Origin of the sequence: Streptomyces sp. NPDC051576 (genome assembly GCF_040681835.1) — a bacterium.
Lineage (GTDB): Bacteria > Actinomycetota > Actinomycetes > Streptomycetales > Streptomycetaceae > Streptomyces.
Map to the genome: position 1 here is coordinate 162,802 of NZ_JBFAZO010000014.1, position 15,557 is coordinate 178,358.

11 protein-coding genes are annotated in these 15,557 nt (G+C 71.8%); 6 read left to right on the forward strand and 5 right to left on the reverse strand.

Features of this window, described 5'->3' with window-relative positions; translation table 11 throughout:
- Nucleotides 1–213 precede the first annotated feature (213 nt).
- Both AB0M63_RS37925 and AB0M63_RS37930 read left to right on the forward strand, forming a co-directional pair.
- On the forward strand, nucleotides 214–1,011 hold the full coding sequence (locus AB0M63_RS37925) for a phosphatase PAP2 family protein (RefSeq protein ID WP_355919723.1): 798 nt from the start codon (nucleotides 214–216) through the stop codon (nucleotides 1,009–1,011).
- A complete protein-coding gene (locus AB0M63_RS37930; RefSeq protein ID WP_355919726.1) occupies nucleotides 1,008–1,973 on the forward strand; it encodes a hypothetical protein in 966 nt (321 codons plus the stop codon). The genes AB0M63_RS37925 and AB0M63_RS37930 overlap by 4 nt, the downstream gene beginning before the upstream one ends.
- Before the next feature lie 6 nt (nucleotides 1,974–1,979).
- Here the strand turns inward: AB0M63_RS37930 and AB0M63_RS37935 are convergent, their stop codons facing one another.
- The 5 genes from AB0M63_RS37935 to AB0M63_RS37955 all read right to left on the reverse strand — a co-directional run bounded on the left by AB0M63_RS37935 (nucleotide 1,980) and on the right by AB0M63_RS37955 (nucleotide 10,271).
- Nucleotides 1,980–2,816 (reverse strand): phospholipid scramblase-related protein, encoded by an 837-nt coding sequence (locus AB0M63_RS37935; protein ID WP_366022549.1) that lies wholly within the window; start codon nucleotides 2,814–2,816, stop codon nucleotides 1,980–1,982.
- A gap of 52 nt (nucleotides 2,817–2,868) precedes the next feature.
- Complete coding sequence (locus AB0M63_RS37940; protein WP_366022550.1) at nucleotides 2,869–4,923, reverse strand: phosphocholine-specific phospholipase C; 2,055 nt, start codon at nucleotides 4,921–4,923, stop codon at nucleotides 2,869–2,871.
- A gap of 617 nt (nucleotides 4,924–5,540) precedes the next feature.
- Complete coding sequence (locus AB0M63_RS37945) at nucleotides 5,541–6,596, reverse strand: NAD(+)/NADH kinase (protein WP_366022551.1); 1,056 nt, start codon at nucleotides 6,594–6,596, stop codon at nucleotides 5,541–5,543.
- A gap of 90 nt (nucleotides 6,597–6,686) precedes the next feature.
- The gene (locus tag AB0M63_RS37950) at nucleotides 6,687–8,312 is read right to left on the reverse strand and encodes an MFS transporter (protein WP_366022552.1); all 1,626 of its coding nucleotides are present in this window, start codon (nucleotides 8,310–8,312) and stop codon (nucleotides 6,687–6,689) included.
- A gap of 72 nt (nucleotides 8,313–8,384) precedes the next feature.
- Nucleotides 8,385–10,271: an amidohydrolase gene (locus tag AB0M63_RS37955; RefSeq protein WP_366022661.1), complete on the reverse strand. Its 1,887-nt coding sequence runs from the start codon at nucleotides 10,269–10,271 to the stop codon at nucleotides 8,385–8,387.
- A gap of 118 nt (nucleotides 10,272–10,389) precedes the next feature.
- Between AB0M63_RS37955 and AB0M63_RS37960 the strand changes: the two genes are divergently transcribed.
- From AB0M63_RS37960 to AB0M63_RS37975, 4 genes are all read left to right on the forward strand, one after another.
- Nucleotides 10,390–11,352 (forward strand): LysR family transcriptional regulator, encoded by a 963-nt coding sequence (locus AB0M63_RS37960; RefSeq protein WP_366022553.1) that lies wholly within the window; start codon nucleotides 10,390–10,392, stop codon nucleotides 11,350–11,352.
- Nucleotides 11,353–11,477: 125 nt separating this feature from the next.
- A complete protein-coding gene (locus AB0M63_RS37965) occupies nucleotides 11,478–12,221 on the forward strand; it encodes a YoaK family protein (protein ID WP_366022554.1) in 744 nt (247 codons plus the stop codon).
- Nucleotides 12,218–12,970 (forward strand): aquaporin, encoded by a 753-nt coding sequence (locus AB0M63_RS37970; RefSeq protein WP_366022555.1) that lies wholly within the window; start codon nucleotides 12,218–12,220, stop codon nucleotides 12,968–12,970. The genes AB0M63_RS37965 and AB0M63_RS37970 overlap by 4 nt, the downstream gene beginning before the upstream one ends.
- 655 nt (nucleotides 12,971–13,625) lie before the next feature.
- Nucleotides 13,626–14,897, forward strand: coding sequence for a methylmalonyl-CoA mutase family protein (locus tag AB0M63_RS37975; protein ID WP_366022556.1), 1,272 nt, complete (start codon nucleotides 13,626–13,628; stop codon nucleotides 14,895–14,897).
- Nucleotides 14,898–15,557 lie beyond the last annotated feature (660 nt).

Genomic DNA, 15,557 nt, shown 5'->3' on the forward strand with positions numbered 1-15,557 from the left:
CGCTCGGTTCCGCGGCCCGGGGGCCCGCTCTCCAGTGTGTCTCGTTTCGCTATCGATACGCCAGTGTACCGGTACTCCACCGTATCGGTACCCGCTCGTATCGGTACACTGGCGTATCGGAACGAACTCGTACCGATGAATTCGGTCCGCCGGAAGGGTCACAAGCCCTGCCAGCACCACCACACGCACCACCATCAGCGAAGGGGCCGGGGGATGAATGCCCGAACCGAGCCTGCAGAGAAGGAGACCGGCGCGATAGCGCGGCCTCCGCTCGTCCGTGAGCTCCTGCTCGTCGCGGGGCTCTTCCTCGTCTACAAGCTCGGCCGCCAACTGGCGACCGGCCACACCGGTGAGGCCCTGCACAACGCCCGCCGCGTCTGGGACCTGGAGCGGACCCTGCACATCCCCGGCGAGGGCTCGGTGCAGTCGGTGCTGCTGCACAGCGACACCCTCGTGCACCTCGCGAACACCTTCTACGCGACGGTCCACTTCCCGGCCACCGTGGCCTGCCTGGTCTGGCTGTACCTGCGGCGCCCCGCGCACTACGTCTGGGCCCGCCGGGTCCTGGCGACGGTCACCTCGGCCGCCCTCGTCCTGCCCTTCGTGTTCCCGCTCGCGCCCCCGCGGATGCTGGCCGCGACCGGCCTGGTCGACACCGCCAAGGTCTACGGCCCCTCGGTCTACGGCCCGCCGACCAGCGACCACCTCTCGAACCAGTTCGCGGCGATGCCCTCGCTGCACTTCGGCTGGGCGCTGATGGTGGCGATCGGCCTGATCGTGGCGACCCGCTCGCGCTGGCGCTGGCTGTGGCTGCTGCATCCGCTGCTCACGCTGCTGGTGATCGTGGGCACCGCGAACCACTACTGGCTGGACGCGATCGTGGCCGCCGCCATGCTCGGCGCCGCCCTCGCGCTCATCCACCCGCCGCACCGGACGGCGACGACGGCCGGCCGCGGTCAGCCGGAGCTCGCCCCCGAGAAGCAGCCGGTACTCGTCGGAGCCGGCCGATGAACGCCACCCTCGTCGCCGTCGCCCTCTCCCTCTTCTCGGCCGTCGCCTACGCCGCCGCGGCCGTGGCCCAGGAACGACTGGCCGCCCGCAACTCCGACGCGGGCATGATGCGACTGCTCGCCACGGGAGCCTGGTGGTGGACGGTCGTCCTGAACGCGTCGGCCGCGCTGCTGCACGTCGTGGCCCTCAACTACGGCCCGCTGACCGTTGTGCAGCCGCTGGGCGCGCTCACCCTCGTCGCCGCCGTCCCGATGGGCGCGCGGGTGGCCGGGCGGCGGGTCAGCCCGGTGGAGTGGCGCGGCACCGCCCTGACCCTGCTGGGACTCTCCGCTCTGCTGGTCACGGCGTCCGGGCCGCAGCCCGACCAAGTCCTCAGCGTTCCGCAGGCGTTGGCGGTCGCGGGTACGACGGCCGCGCTGATCGGGGTGCTGGCACGGCGCGGCGCACGGCCGGGGCTACGGCACGCTTCGGCGTCCGGGGTCGCCTCGGGTGTCGCCTCCGCGCTCACCCAGACCGTGACGGTCGCGGCGACGGACCGCTCGGGCCCGCTGCTGAGCATGCAGGTGGTCGGGGTCGCGCTGCTGGTCGCGTTGTTCGCGGCGGGCGGGCTGCTGCTCTCGCAGACCGCCTACCGGGGCGGACTCGGCGCCCCGCTCGCGGTGGTGACGCTGGCCAACCCGGTGGCCGCCGCCGCGATCGGCCTCGCGCTGCTGGGCGAACGCCTCCAGGGCGGCGCGGCCGGCATCCTCCTCGCGCTGGCGGGGGCCGGGCTCGCCTCGTGGGGTGTGGTGCTGCTGACCCGGGTGGTCCCCGTGGCACCCCTGACACCCGAATACGGCGACCACGAACATCCCGTGGCCGCCGTACTGGCGCTGGAGCCCGAATCGGCCTCCGCGGAACCGGCGTTGCTGCCCCGGCAGCCGGACCGGAAGTCCGCGCCGGGGCATCTCACCGCGCTCTGAGCGAGGTCAGCCGAGGCCCCGCGAGTCCTGCTTGAGGGCGGTGTCGACGGTCAGCGCCGTCGCCACCACCAGGCTCAGCAGCGGCTCGGGCAGCTGGTAGTGGATCTGCAGGACGTAGTTGTCCGCGGTGGTGAACATCGTCTTGGCGAGGCCTTCCCAGGTCTTGGTGATCCGGGCGACCTCGTTGTCCGCGTGGTCGACGATCGCGAAGTTCCACGCCCGCCAGTTCTCCGCCTTGATCGCGCCGACCTGCCGGCCGTTCGCGGTCATCGCGAAGTTGATCTTCCCGATCATGTTCTGCTGGACGATCTCGCCCACCGGCGAGCCGTCCGGACGGGACACGATCACCTTGGACTTCATGATCTTCGCCGGCCGGGTCAGCACCAACTGCGGCTGCCCGTGGGCGTCGCGGATCTCCAGCTTGTGGGTCATGAACTGGTCGATGCTGGAGACGAAGCGCAGCGCCTTCTTCAGCGTGCTCTGGCCGATCTCGGTGACCGAACCGATCAGATTGCCGTTCTGATCCATGACCTTGTACTCGTTGGTCAGCTCGATCAGCTTGGCCTTCTGGTTCACCACGAGGACCGGCTCGTTGAACAGGCTGCCGCCGCCGGGGCCGCCCGCGGCGACCCCGGCCTGCTGCTGCACCTGCTGCTGGACGCGCGGGTCCGGACCGGCCGCCTGCTGCGGCACGGCCTGCGGCGGCGCCTGCTGGGCGCCCTGCCCCTGCTGGTCCGCGTTGGTGTGGTCGGTCCACTTCGCGCCGTCCCAGTAGCGGAGGGTCTGGGGCGCTCCGTGCGGATCCGGGTACCAGCCTGCAGGTGTGTTCGAATGCGTGGTCACCGGGGCACACTACCGCGAGTGCCCCGGAAAACAACCGGCGTCACGAAAGCCCTTACGCGGTACCGAACGCCGGGTCGCTGACCCCCGGACGGCCGTTCTCGACATGTCCGGCGAATCGCCGCAGGAAGCCCGCGTCGGCGTCGGAGGTGACCGTCAGGTCGTACCACCGCTTGCTCGCGCCGAGGTCGAAGGTGTGCCGTACGGTGGCGCCGGCCCGCACCTTGAAGGTCCGGTCACGGCCGCCGTAGCCGCTGGTGACCTTCAACTGCACCGTGCCGGAGCCCTTGTTGGTGAAGGTCAGCTCGACGTCGTCGCCGCAGTCGCGGGCGGTGACCTCGGGGCCGGCCTTCTTGCCGGGGTTCTTGAAGACGCGCAGGAAGCCGTTGGGGCCGTGCACGGTCAGGTCGTGGGAGCCGTTCGAGTACGCCGAGTTCCAGGCGTCCGAGACCTTCTTGCCGGCCTCGGTGGTGTAACTCCAGGGCCCGTCCGTGCGGTTGCCGGAGGTGACCAGGAAGTTGGCGCCGGCCTTCGCGCCGGAGGCGAAGGCGAGCGTGAACGTGCCGGCCCCGGTGTCCGCCGAACCGTCCACCGTGGGCGCGTACTTGAGCGGCCGGGCGGGGCGCAGTCCGCGCTCCTGCTTGGGGAGCACCGGGTTGGCGGGCGGGGTCGGCACATAGTCGGGGTGCCGGTTCTTGTCCGGCGGCTGGTAGCCGTCGGTGGCGGGCAGGGGAACCGGCTTGGTGTCCTTGTGCGAGAAGTCGAAGGCGGTGGTCAGGTCGCCGCAGATCGCGCGCCGCCAGGGCGAGATGTTGGGCTCGTGCACACCGAAGCGGCGCTCCATGAACCGGATGACCGAGGTGTGGTCGAAGGTCTCCGAGCAGACGTAACCGCCCTTGCTCCAGGGCGAGACGACGATCATCGGCACGCGCTGGCCCAGTCCGTAGGGACCGGCCGGGTGGCTGGCGTCGCCCTTGAAGAGGTCGGGGCCGACGTCGACGGTCGACTTGCCCTGCGAGGCCGAGCCCGGGGCGAACGGCGGTAGCAGGTGGTCGAAGAAGCCGTCGTTCTCGTCGTAGGTGATGAACAGGGCCGTCTTGGCCCACACCTCGGGGTCGGAGGTCAGCGCGTCCAGGACCTGGGCGACGTACCAGGCGCCGTAGTTCGCGGGCCAGTTGGGGTGCTCGGTGAAGGCCTCGGGGGCGACGACCCAGGAGATCTCCGGCAGCGTGCCGCCCTTGACGTCGGCCTTCAACCGGTCGAAGAAGCCCTCGCCCTTGGTGGCGTCGGTGCCGGTGCGGGCCTTCTCGTAGAGCGGGTCGCCGGGCTGGGCGTTCTGGTACTGCTTGAAGTAGAGGAGCGAGTTGTCGCCGTAGTTGCCGCGGTAGGCGTCCTGGATCCAGCCCCAGCCGCCGGCCGCGTCGAGGCCGTCGCCGACGTCCTGGTAGATCTTCCAGGAGACCCCTGCCTTTTCGAGGCGCTCGGGGTACGTCGTCCAGCTGTAGCCGGCTTCGTCGTTGCCGAGGACGGGGCCGCCGCCCTGGCCGTCGTTGCCGGTGTAACCCGTCCACATGTAGTAGCGGTTGGGGTCGGTGGAGCCGATGAACGAGCAGTGGTACGCGTCGCAGACGGTGAAGGAGTCGGCGAGCGCGTAGTGGAAGGGGATGTCCTCGCGCGTCAGGTACGCCATCGTCGTGGAGCCCTTGGACGGCACCCACTTGTCGTACTTGCCGCCGTCGAACGCGGCGTGTCCGTCGTTCCAGCCGTGCGGGAGGTCCTGGATGAACTGCAGGCCCAGGTCGTCGGCCTCGGGGCGGAAGGGGAGGAGGTCCTTGGTCCCGTCCGACTGGTACCAGACCGGTTTGCCGTCCTGCCGGGTCACGACCGGACGGGGGTCGCCGAAGCCCCGGACGCCTCTGAGCGACCCGAAGTAGTGGTCGAAGGAGCGGTTCTCCTGCATCAGGACGACGATGTGCTCGACGTCCTCGATGCTCCCTGATCGGTGGTTCGCGGGGAGCGCGGCGGCACGCTCGATGCTGTTCGACAGTGCCGTGAACGCCGTGGTGGCACCCGCGAGTTGGAGAAAGCGACGCCGATTGACTTCGGACATGGGTGAGGCACCTCTCATCCTGACGCGCGGCCGGCCGGAACATGGCGAAATGCGCGCGGTGCGAGTGTTCCAAGAGCAACAAACGTCAGGGAAGGGTCTGGTGGCGCCCGTGTGAAAGTCGTCCGTACGTGCGGGGGCGCACGGGCGGCGCCGGACAGTCACGGTGCTGGTCGGACCGCCCTGGCCCAGGGCAGCGCCACGGCCCCGGTGCCGAACCGGCCCCGGATCCGGCCCTGTTGGGGCCCGGCGCCCGCAGTTGGCCGGTCTCCGCGCGGCGTTCGGGGACCGAGAGGCTCCGTATCGGCCGGCCGGTGTCGAGTCGAGGCACCTGCGCCGGCGGCGGTCGGGCCTCGCCGGCGATGTGGCCCCTGTACCGCGCACTCCGCCCGGTACCGATCGGGGCCGGCTGGAATCCATGCGGGACGGCATCGTCTACGGTCTTCGGGGCCGCGCGGGGACCACCGGCGTGCCCCCACCATCCGTACCGGCCGACGTGCGCCGCTACCCGGCCGGCTGCGGCAGGCGCATCCCCGCGAGGTCCGGCGGTACCGAGGTGTCCGGGCGGAAGAGTCAACGGCCTTCGGGGCCGCGCCGAGACAACAGGCCCGCCGTCACCGCTACTCGTTCGCCGGCGGCAGACGCATCCCCGCGAGGTCCGGTGGGACCGGGGTGTCCGGGCGGAAGAACGGTTCCGAGGGGTCCTGGGCGTTGGCGGGGGCGTCGGTGAGGCGGAAGCGGTCGCGCAGCCGGCCGTAGAAGTCGGTGGGACGCAGCCGGACGAGGCGGACGCGTTGCGGGGCGCGGAAGACGCCGATCCAGTCGCCGGGGTCCAGGACACCGCGGAGTTGGCCGTCGACGCTGACGGCGGCCTGGCCGGAGTGGGGCAGGACGCGCAGGCCGACCGGTTCGTCGGGGGCGGCGATCACGCTGCGGTTGAACGTCATGTGCGGGGCGATGGGCGTGAAGACGACGGCGTCCATGTGGGGTGAGAGGACGGGTCCGCCGGCGGCGAAGCTGTAGGCCGTGGAACCGGTCGGGGTGGCGACGGCCAGGGCGTCGGCCGAGTAGGTCGCCAGCAGTCGGCCGGCGAGGTAGACCCCGACACCGACCTGCCGGTCGCGGGCCAGCTTCTCCAGTACGACGTCGTTGAGGGCGGTGACGTCCAACGCGCAGCCCCAGCCGCCCCCTTCGGTGGTCTCGGGCCGAACTCGCGGCGGCGGCAGGGCGGGACCGCGGCCGTAGCGCAGCATGGCCTCCATCTCGGCGGGGATGTCCAGCGGCCGGGAGGCACGCATGGTCAGGGTCATGCGCTCCTCCACGACGGCCCTTCCCTCGTGCACGGCGTCGAGGGCGTCGCCGATGTCGCGGGCCGGGACCTCGGTGAGGAAGCCGACCTTGCCGAGGTCGACGCCGAGGACGTCCGCCCCGCTCTTGACAGCGATCCGGGCTCCGCGCAGGAAGGTGCCGTCGCCGCCGAGGGTGACGACGAGGTCGGGGTTGCCGGCGGCCTCGGCCTCCTCGCGTCCGGCGCGGCGGTGGTGGTCCTTGGCCCACACGTCGATCTCCGTACAGCGGACGCCGTGCGCCTCGCTCCAGGCGTGCACGGCGCTCGCCGCGTCCCGGGCGGTCTCGCGCCCCTGATGGACGACGAGGCCGATACGGCGTACGGGCATGGAGCCTCCAGGAAATGCGGCCGGGGGCGGGGCGTTCGTCCGGCGGGACCGTCGGTGACCCACCGAAGGTACTGCCACTCGGTCATGACTTCAGGAGACTGGCCGCCCCGTGCCGGAGGCGTCGAAGGCGTGGGTGACCTCGGGATGCGTGCCCGGCAGGAGGAGGGCGCGGGCGTGTTCCTCGAAGCCGCGGTCGGTGGCGGTGAGGCGGTGGTGGTGCTGGGCGAGGTGTTCGGCCCAGGAGCCGACGAGGTAGTTCTCGATGAAGCGGCCGGGTTCGTTGCCGTCCTGGAAGAGGCCCCAAGTGAGGGCGCCGGTCCGGCGCCGGGATCGCGCCACGTGGTCCATGGCGTCGACGAACGCGGCGCCGTCGTCCGGTGCGACGCGGTAGACGACGGAGACCAGCACCGGGCCGTCGGACGGGCCGGGCACGAAGACCAGGGGCGGGGTGGGCCAGTGGTCGGAAGGTGTGGGATCGATGCCCTCCATGCCGTAGAGCCGCCAGCGGTGGAGGCTGAGCGCGCTCAGCAGCATGACGGCCGTGCCGGTGAGGAGGGCCGTGGTCAGGCCCAGCCACTGGACGAGGGCGCCCCACACGGGGGCGGCGAGGGCCTGGCCGCCCTGGAAGACCAGCAGGTAGACGGCGAGTCCGCGGGCCCGGACCCAGCCGGGCAGCCGGGTCTGCATCGCCGCGTTGAGCGTGGACAGCACCCCGATCCAGGCCAAACCGGCGGGCAACAGGACAAGGACCGCGAGCCAGGTGACGTGCACGGTGGCGAGGACCAGCAGGACGAGGGCGAACACGACGGCACCGGCGGCCAGAACGCCGTTGACGCCCAGGCGCCCGCGCAGCCACGGCAGTGCGAACGCGCCGCCCACCGCGCCGAATCCGACCGCGCCGAGCAGCAGTCCGTAGCCGCCCGACCCCATCCCGAGCGAGTCGGCGGCGATCAGCGGGAGCAGCGACCACAGCGCCGCCGCGCCCGGGATGAACAGGGCGGTGCGCAGCAGGACGCGCCGGATGCCGGGCGCGTTCCACACATAGCGGCGGCCCGCGTACAGCGCGGTCAGCAGCCGTTCCCGCTCTGCGGCGGGCACGGTCGTCCTCGGACGGTGCCACAGCAGCAGTACGGCGGCGATGCCGAGGAACGAGAGCGCGTTGAAGCCGAACACCCAGCCCGCGCCGGCCGCGGCGACCACCACACCGCCGAGCGCCGGTCCCACAGCGCGCGCGAGGTTCATGTTCACCGCGCCCAGCGCGGACGCCTGCCCCAACTGCTCCCGCTCCACCAACTCAGGCTGGATCGCCTGCCACGACGGCCCCATCAGAGCCGTACCGCAGCCGAGCAGGAAGGTGAGCGCGAGCAGGGGTACGGCGGACAGGGCGTCCGCGAAGGCCAGCGCCGTCAGTGCGGCGGACACGGCGAACATCGCGAACTGCGCGGCGAGCAGCAGCCCCCGTCGGTCGAACCGGTCGGCGAGGACGCCCGAGGGGAGCGCCAGCAGCACGATCGGCAGACTGGACGCCGTCTGGACCAGGGTGACCATGGTCGCCCCGTGCCCTAGCAGCAGCCATTGCGCGCCGACCGTCTGCATCCAGGTGCCGGTGTTCGACACGAACTGGGCGATCCACAGGGCCCGGAACACCGGCCGGGCCAGCGGCGCCCAGGCCGAGCCGGACCGCGCGTCGCTCCCGGTCGTCGTACTGGCGCTCATGGTGCTGCTCCCGGGGCGAGAGGACTAGGGGACTAGAGGGACCGGAAAGGAGAGGTGTGGACCGTACGGCGATCAGAAGCAGCCGTCCAGCGGGTCGAGCGCACCGCCGAGTTGGTGCGGCACCGGGGCGGGGTCTCCGCGCCGCTCGCGCCAGGCGCGCTGCTCCTCGGAGTCGGCGGCGGCCTCGGTGAAGGCACGGGCCTGTCGTACGCCCGTCACCGCCCGCGCCTGGTAGCCGCCGAAGCGGGCGACCGGGCTCCAGGCCGGGCTGATCTCCGGCAGCGGGGCGGCGATGTTCTCGTAGTCGCCGGCCGCGTGCACGATCTTCCCGCCCGCCACGGTGAGCAGCGCCTCGATACGGTCGATGTCCTCGTCGGGGACGGAGAAGTAGTCGGCGGACAGCACGGCCAGGTCGCCGTACTTGCCCTCGGTGATGGTGCCCTTGACGTCGGCCTCGCCGGTCAGGTGTGCGCCCGCGGCGGTGTACATCTCCAGGGCGGTGGCGCGGTCGACGCGGTTCTCGGCCGGGTAGAGGAGCGTGTCGCCGACGGTGCGGCCGGTGACCAGCCAGGACAGCGACAGCCAGGGGTTGTAGCTGGAGACGCGGGTGGCGTCGGTGCCGGCGGCGACCAGCAGGCCGGTGTCCCGCATGGCGCGGATCGGGGGTGCGGTCGCGGCGCGCTCGGCGCCGTAGCGGTCGATGAAGGCCCGGCCCTGGAACATCATGCGGTTCTGGACGGAGACGGCTCCGCCGAGGGCCTTGATCCGGTCCAGGCTCGCCTGGCTCACGGTCTCGGCGTGGTCGAACAACCACCGTGTCCCGGACGGGAATCCGCCGTCCGCGGCGATCTTCTCGAAGACGTCCAGGTCCTGACGGATCGTCTCGTCGTAGGTGGCGTGCAACCGGAAGCCCCAGCCGTTGCCGAGCAGCAACCGGGCCGCCGCCTCCAGGTCCTGGCTCGCGCGGGCGGTGAGTTCGGGGCGGGGCTCGGCGAAGTTCTCGAAGTCGGCCGGGGACCAGGCCAGGTTCTCGCCGGCGCCGTTGCAGCGCAGCCACTCGTCGCCGTCACCGGGACGGACCATGCCGATCCAGCGGCGCAGGTCGTCGAGTTCCTGCCCGGCGGTCTGCGGGAAGAGGTGGTAGGCGATCCGGACCGTCAACTCCCCGCGCTCGGCCAGCTCGGTGACGGCCGCGTAGTTGTCGGGAAAGTTCTGGAAACCGCCGGCGGCGTCGATGGCGCTGGTGATGCCGAAGCGGTTCAGCTCGCGCAAGTAGTGGCGGGTGGAGCCGAGTTGGTCCTCGGGGGCGAGGATCGGGCCCTTGGCGAGGGTGGAGTAGAGCAGTCCGGCGGCGGGCGCGGCGAGCAGGACGCCGGTGGGGTTGCCCGCGAAGTCGCGGACGATCTCGCCGCCGGGCGGGTTCGGGGTGTCACGGGTGAAGCCGACGGCCTCCAGCGCGGCCCGGTTGAGGATCGCCGACTGGTACAGGTGCAGCACGAAGACCGGGGTGTCGGGCGCGGCGGCGTTCAGCTCGGACACGGTCGGCAGCCGCTTCTCGGCGAACTGTTCGCCCGTCCATCCCCCAACCACCCGTACCCACTGCCCGGTTGGCGTCCGCTCGGCCTGCTCCCGCAGCATGCGCAGCGCGGTGCGCAGCGACCGTACGCCGTCCCAGCGCAGTTCCAGCAGATAGTTCAACCCGCCCCGGATGACGTGCAGATGGGAGTCGTTGAGCCCGGGGATCACCCGCCGGCCGAGCGCGTCCACGACACGGGTGGCGGGGCCGATGTGCGGGGCGATCGTCGAGTCGTCTCCTACGGCGGTGAAGACACCGTCGGTGACGGCCACGGCCGACGCGGCCGGACGGGCCGGATCGCCGGTGTGGATACGGGCGTTGCGGACGACGAGCTGGGCGGGGTTCTCGACCCCGTCGTGCGGGCGTATGCCACCCACGGGCATGGTGCTGCTGAACACGTCTCGGCTCCTGAGGTCGGTCGGCTGGTGGCGGTTCGACGCTAGGTCTGGGACGATGGATCGGTCCAACACATGGTTCCTGTCGAATCAATAAGTCAAATGGATGGATGAGAGGACGGGAGCGGGCGTGGATCTGCGCCATCTGAAGTACTTCCTCGCCGTCGCGGAGACCCGCAACTTCACGCAGGCGGCGGCCAGTTGCTATGTCGCCCAGTCCGCGCTGAGCCAGCAGATCGCCCGTCTGGAGAAGGACGTGGGCGCCCGGTTGTTCAGCCGCACCAGCCGTTCCGTACGGCTGACGGCCGCCGGGGAACTCCTCGAACCGCTGGCCCGCCGCATCCTCGCCGACGTCGACAACGCGCAGGCGGCCCTCGACGCCCTGTCCGGGCTGCGGCGCGGGCGGCTGCGCCTCGGCCTCGTCCAGACCCGCGCCTCCTCGGTCGACCTGGTCGAGGTGATGGCGGACTACCACGCCCGCTATCCCGGCATCGACTTCCATGTGACCAACGCGCCCAGCGTGGAGATGGCCGCGTCGGTCCTGGCCGGGGACCTCGACATCGCGATCGTGGGCCTCGGGCCGCGTCAAGTCCCGGAAGGGCTCGACCACTTGGTGCTGGCCGTCGACCCGCTGGTCCTGATCGTGCCCGCCGATCACGCCCTGGCCGGCGCGGACACGGACTCGGTCGACCTCGCCGATCTGCCGGAGAGCCATCAGCTCATCCAGTTCACCCGGGGCAGCGGACTGCGCCGCCAGGTGGAGGCGGCTTTCGCCCGTGCCGGGGTGGAGCCCGGCCAGCACTTCCAGGTCGGCCAGATCCACGACATGATCCGGCTGGCCGCGCGGGGCATCGGCGTGACGGTCGTACCGCGCTCGTCCGTGTTCGACGACTCGATGGCCGGCGACGACTCCCCGGGCGCGCTGCCGTACGGGGCCCGCGCGCTGCGGGTCGCGGACGAGGCGGCGGTGCACACCATCTGCGCGGTCCACGACAGCAAGCGGCTGGCGCCCGCGGGGGCCGCGTTCCTGGAGGTGGTGGAGCGGCACGCGATACGGGGCAGGCCGTAGCGCGATCGATCGGCTGATCGATCGGTGTAGGAGATTGCTGCGCCCGTATCCATATGTTGGACGGAACGCTCCTGTGGCGCGAGGCTCGTGAGGAAGCCAGATCTCCAGCGAATGGGAGCAATGCCATGCCTGCCGCACTGCGCGACGCGTGGGCCACGGTCGTCCCCGACATGGAGGACCGGCACGGCCCGCTGCCCCCGTTGATGCTCGCGCTGACGGTGGTGACCGGGCTCGTGGACGCGTTCAGCTATCTCGTGCTGGGCCATGTCTTCGTCGCCAACATGACCGGCAACGTCGTCTTCTCCGGCTTCGCGATCGCGGGCGCGGCCGGCTTCTCGCTGGCCGCGTCCGTCGCCGCACTCGCCGCGTTCGCCGCGGGCGCGCTGCTCGGCGGCCGGCTCGCGCACGGGGCCGGGGCCCACCGCGGCCGGGTGCTGCATCTGGCGCTGCTGCTGGAGACGAGCCTGGTCCTGGCGGCCTACGTCGTAGCCCAGGTCACCCACACCACCACCGCGCACATCGGCACGGCGGTCCAGTACACGTTGATCGCGCTCCTCGGCCTCGGGATGGGTGTGCAGAACGCCACCGCCCGCGCCCTGGCCGTACCCGACCTGACCACGACCGTGCTGACGCTCACCATCACCGGAGTGGCCGCGGACAGCCGGCTCGCGGGCGGCAGGGGCAGCAAGGTCGGCCGTCGACTGCTCTCGGCCGGCGCCATGTTCGCCGGGGGTCTGGCCGGTGCCCTCGCGGTCCAGCACGGCGGCCCGGCGCTGCCCCTGCTGTTCGCCGCGCTGCTCCTGGTGGCGGCGTCCGGCACCGCGTTCGCCCTGACGCGCTCCGACGCCTCCTGGACGAAGCCGCTGTGACCGGCGAACGTGCGCGTACCCTGCACTCCGCCCTGCTCGAACTCGCCCTGACCGCACTGATGTTGTTCGTCGTGGCCACCACGGTCCGCTGGCTGATGGGCTCCATCGACCCGGGGTCCGGCGGCTGGTGGAACACCCCCGAGGGCCGGCTCCTCGCCGTGGCCCCGCTGTCCGGGTACACCGTCACCGCCGTGATGCTCTCGCCCTGGGGCCGGACGACCGGCGGACACGTCAACCCGGCGATCACCCTCGCCATGTGGCGCTACGGCCGCACACCCGGCCGAGATGTCCTGCCGTTCATCGTGGGCCAACTGCTCGGTTCGGTGCTCGGCATCGCGGCCGGACGCCTCGTCTGGGGACCGGTGTTCGCCTCTCCGCCCGTGGACTTCGCCGTCATCCGGCCCGCCCCCGGCTGGAGTTGGGCCGCCGTCGCCGCGGTCGAGGCCACCACGATGTTCGTCATCGTCGCCGTCGCGGGCATCGCCGGCTCCAGCCGCAGACTCGCACCGTTCACCCCCTGGGCGGTCGGCACGATGATCGCCGCGCAGATCATCGCCTTCGGCACCCTCTCCGGCGGAATCGCCAACCCCGCCCGCGAGTTCGGCCCCGCCCTCCTCTCCGGCGACCTCTCCCTCCTGCCCGGCTACCTGCTCGCACCACCACTCGGGGCACTCGCCGCGACCACCCTGATCACACGGCTCGGCACCGGCCCTCACACCACCGCACGGGCACCGGCACCCCACACATAGGCGCCGCGACCCGTCCTCGTCCAGCACCCCCGAGGTGGCCGAACGACCCTGCCGGACGGGCGGGTTCATGCGGGCGGTCGCTCGACAATCGCCACGGAGAACGTCACCTTCGACACCCCGACCGGCCGAATCGCCAACCACGCCCCCACGTTCGGCCCCACCCTGCTCACCGGCGACCTCACACGCCCGCCCGGCTACCAACTCGCACCACCGCACCGGCACCCCACGCATACGCGCTGCGACCCACCCTCGCCCAGCACCCCGCGAAGTGACCGAACAGCCCTGCCTGATGGGCCGGTTCATGCGGGCCATCGGCACAATGATCGCCACACAGATCATCGCCTTCGACACCCCGACCGGCCGAATCGCCAACCACGCCCACGAGTTCGGCCCCACCCCGCTCACCGGCGACCTACTCGCACCACCGCACCGGCATCCCGTACCTAGGCCCCGCGCCCCGCCCCCGTCCAGCACCCCGCGAGGTGCCCGAACAGCCCTGCCGGACGGGCGGGTTCATGCGGGCCGCCCGGAGTCGCCGGGTGGGGATTCCGCGCTTCTCCGCGCCCCGGCAGACTCGCGGCCGACGCCGTGCGGTCACCCTGTCCGGAACCGGCCGGGCGGGAGCGTGGTGTGCGCCGGGAGAGGACGTGACGCCATGGAGGGTGTGGGAGGCCTTGGGGTTCCCCTGCCGGTGGACCGCCTCGGAGCGGGCTCCTGCTCCGGTACGGCCGTGGAGTCCAACTCCCGCTACCGGCAACTGATCTCCCGCGGGGCGACGGACCTGAGGGTCGTCTTCGACCTGCCGACCCGGCGGGGCCACGACTCCGATTCCCCCCACTCGCGGGGCGAGGTCGGCAGGGCCGGATTGGCGGTCGACTCGCTCGACGACATGCGGGTGCTGTTCCACGGGATCCCGCTGGAGAAGGTGTCGACGTCGATGACGATCGACGCACCGGCCGCTCCACTGCTGCTCCTGTACCACCTGGTCGCCGAGGAACAGGGCATACCGGCCCGGCAGTTGACGGGCACGCTGCACAGTGACGTGCTCAAGGAGCACATCGTGCAGGGCACCTCCCTCTTCCGGCCGAGGTCGTCGCTGCGGCTCACCTCCGACCTCCTGCGGTACTGCCGGGCCGAACTCCCCGGGTGGAACGCCCTCTCGATCTCCGGCCGTCCCCTGGCGGAGGCCGGCGCGTCACCCGCGCAGGAGATCGCCTTCACCCTCGCCGACGGCATCGAGTACGTCCGTGCGGCGGTCGCGGCCGGCATCGACATCGACGGCCTGGTACCCCGGCCGTCCTTCTCCTTCGCGGCGCGTACGACCCGTGCGACCACGCTCGACGAGGTCGCCAAGTTCCGTGCGGCGCACAGAACTTGGGCCCGGGTGATGCGGGACGGGTTCGGCGTGAGGAGCACCGGGGCGGTCATGCCGTACGTCCGGACACCGGCGTGCGGGACCGACGTGACCGCGTCCCTCGACGCCCGCCTCCTGGAGCGGACGACCGACGACATGGAGGCGGCGGCAACCGGGCTGATGGCCGAGGTCGCGGCGCTGGGCGGCGCGGCCGTCGCGGTCGAACTGGGCTTCCAGCGGCGCGAGATGGGGCGGGACGCCTGCGCTCCCGGCCACCGCTTCCGGGCGGACGAAGGGGAACCGTACACGTCCGTGTGTGTCGATCCGGCCGTCGAGGCCCGGCAGGTCGAACGGCTGGCGAAACTGCGTGCCTGGCGGTGTCATGAGCGGGTCGGCACGGCCGTCCTGGCGCTGCGGAAGGCGGCCGAGGGCGACGACAACGTCCTGTATCCGATGAAGGACGCGCTCGCCGCCGGTGCCACCGTCGGGGAGGTCTGCGACGCGCTGCGAGGAGTGTGGGACACGGACAACCTGCTGGACGATTGCCATCGCGTCTCCGACACGAAAGGGTAGACTCGCCGATCGAACAGTTCGAGCTTGGCACATGGGGGAAGAGTTGCTCAGCTTGCCGCTGAAAGCACGGCTTGACACGGCCGCTTCGAGTCGGCGCACACCCGACGCCGGCAGAAGCGGCAGACCGAGGGGCGCGGCACACGGCCGAACACTGTGAGGCCCGTCATGGACGACGGCCGCCACCCCACCCTCCGTACCCGCGCGCGCCGGGGTACATCGTGCCCGACCGGTCCGAGTCCCACTGGTGACAACGATGTCCCGTGGTACGGGTTCACGGAGGCGGCGGCATGACGGCGAGGACGGCTCCAGGGCCGCCCGGCACCTTCGCCGACCCTAGCGCGCATCACCCCTCCGCGTCAGCCTCCGCCCGGCAGGAACGTCACGGGCGCCGGCGCCGGGCACCGGCGTACGGCAACTCCCGGGACACCGGCGGAAGATGTCCGCCGGGTACGGCCGGACCGCTCCCCGCCCGCCAGGGCTGTCGCCCTTCCCACGGCTGACCCACCGTGGCCGTTCTCCGTCGCCCCCACCGACGGAACCGTCGTCCCACCACAACCGCACGCTCCGGGCCGCTCTCCCGGGGTGCCGGTGCGCCGCGTCCGGCGGACATCCGTGCGGTCTTCCTCCGACGAGTCCCCTCGTGCGCTCCTCACCTCCCCA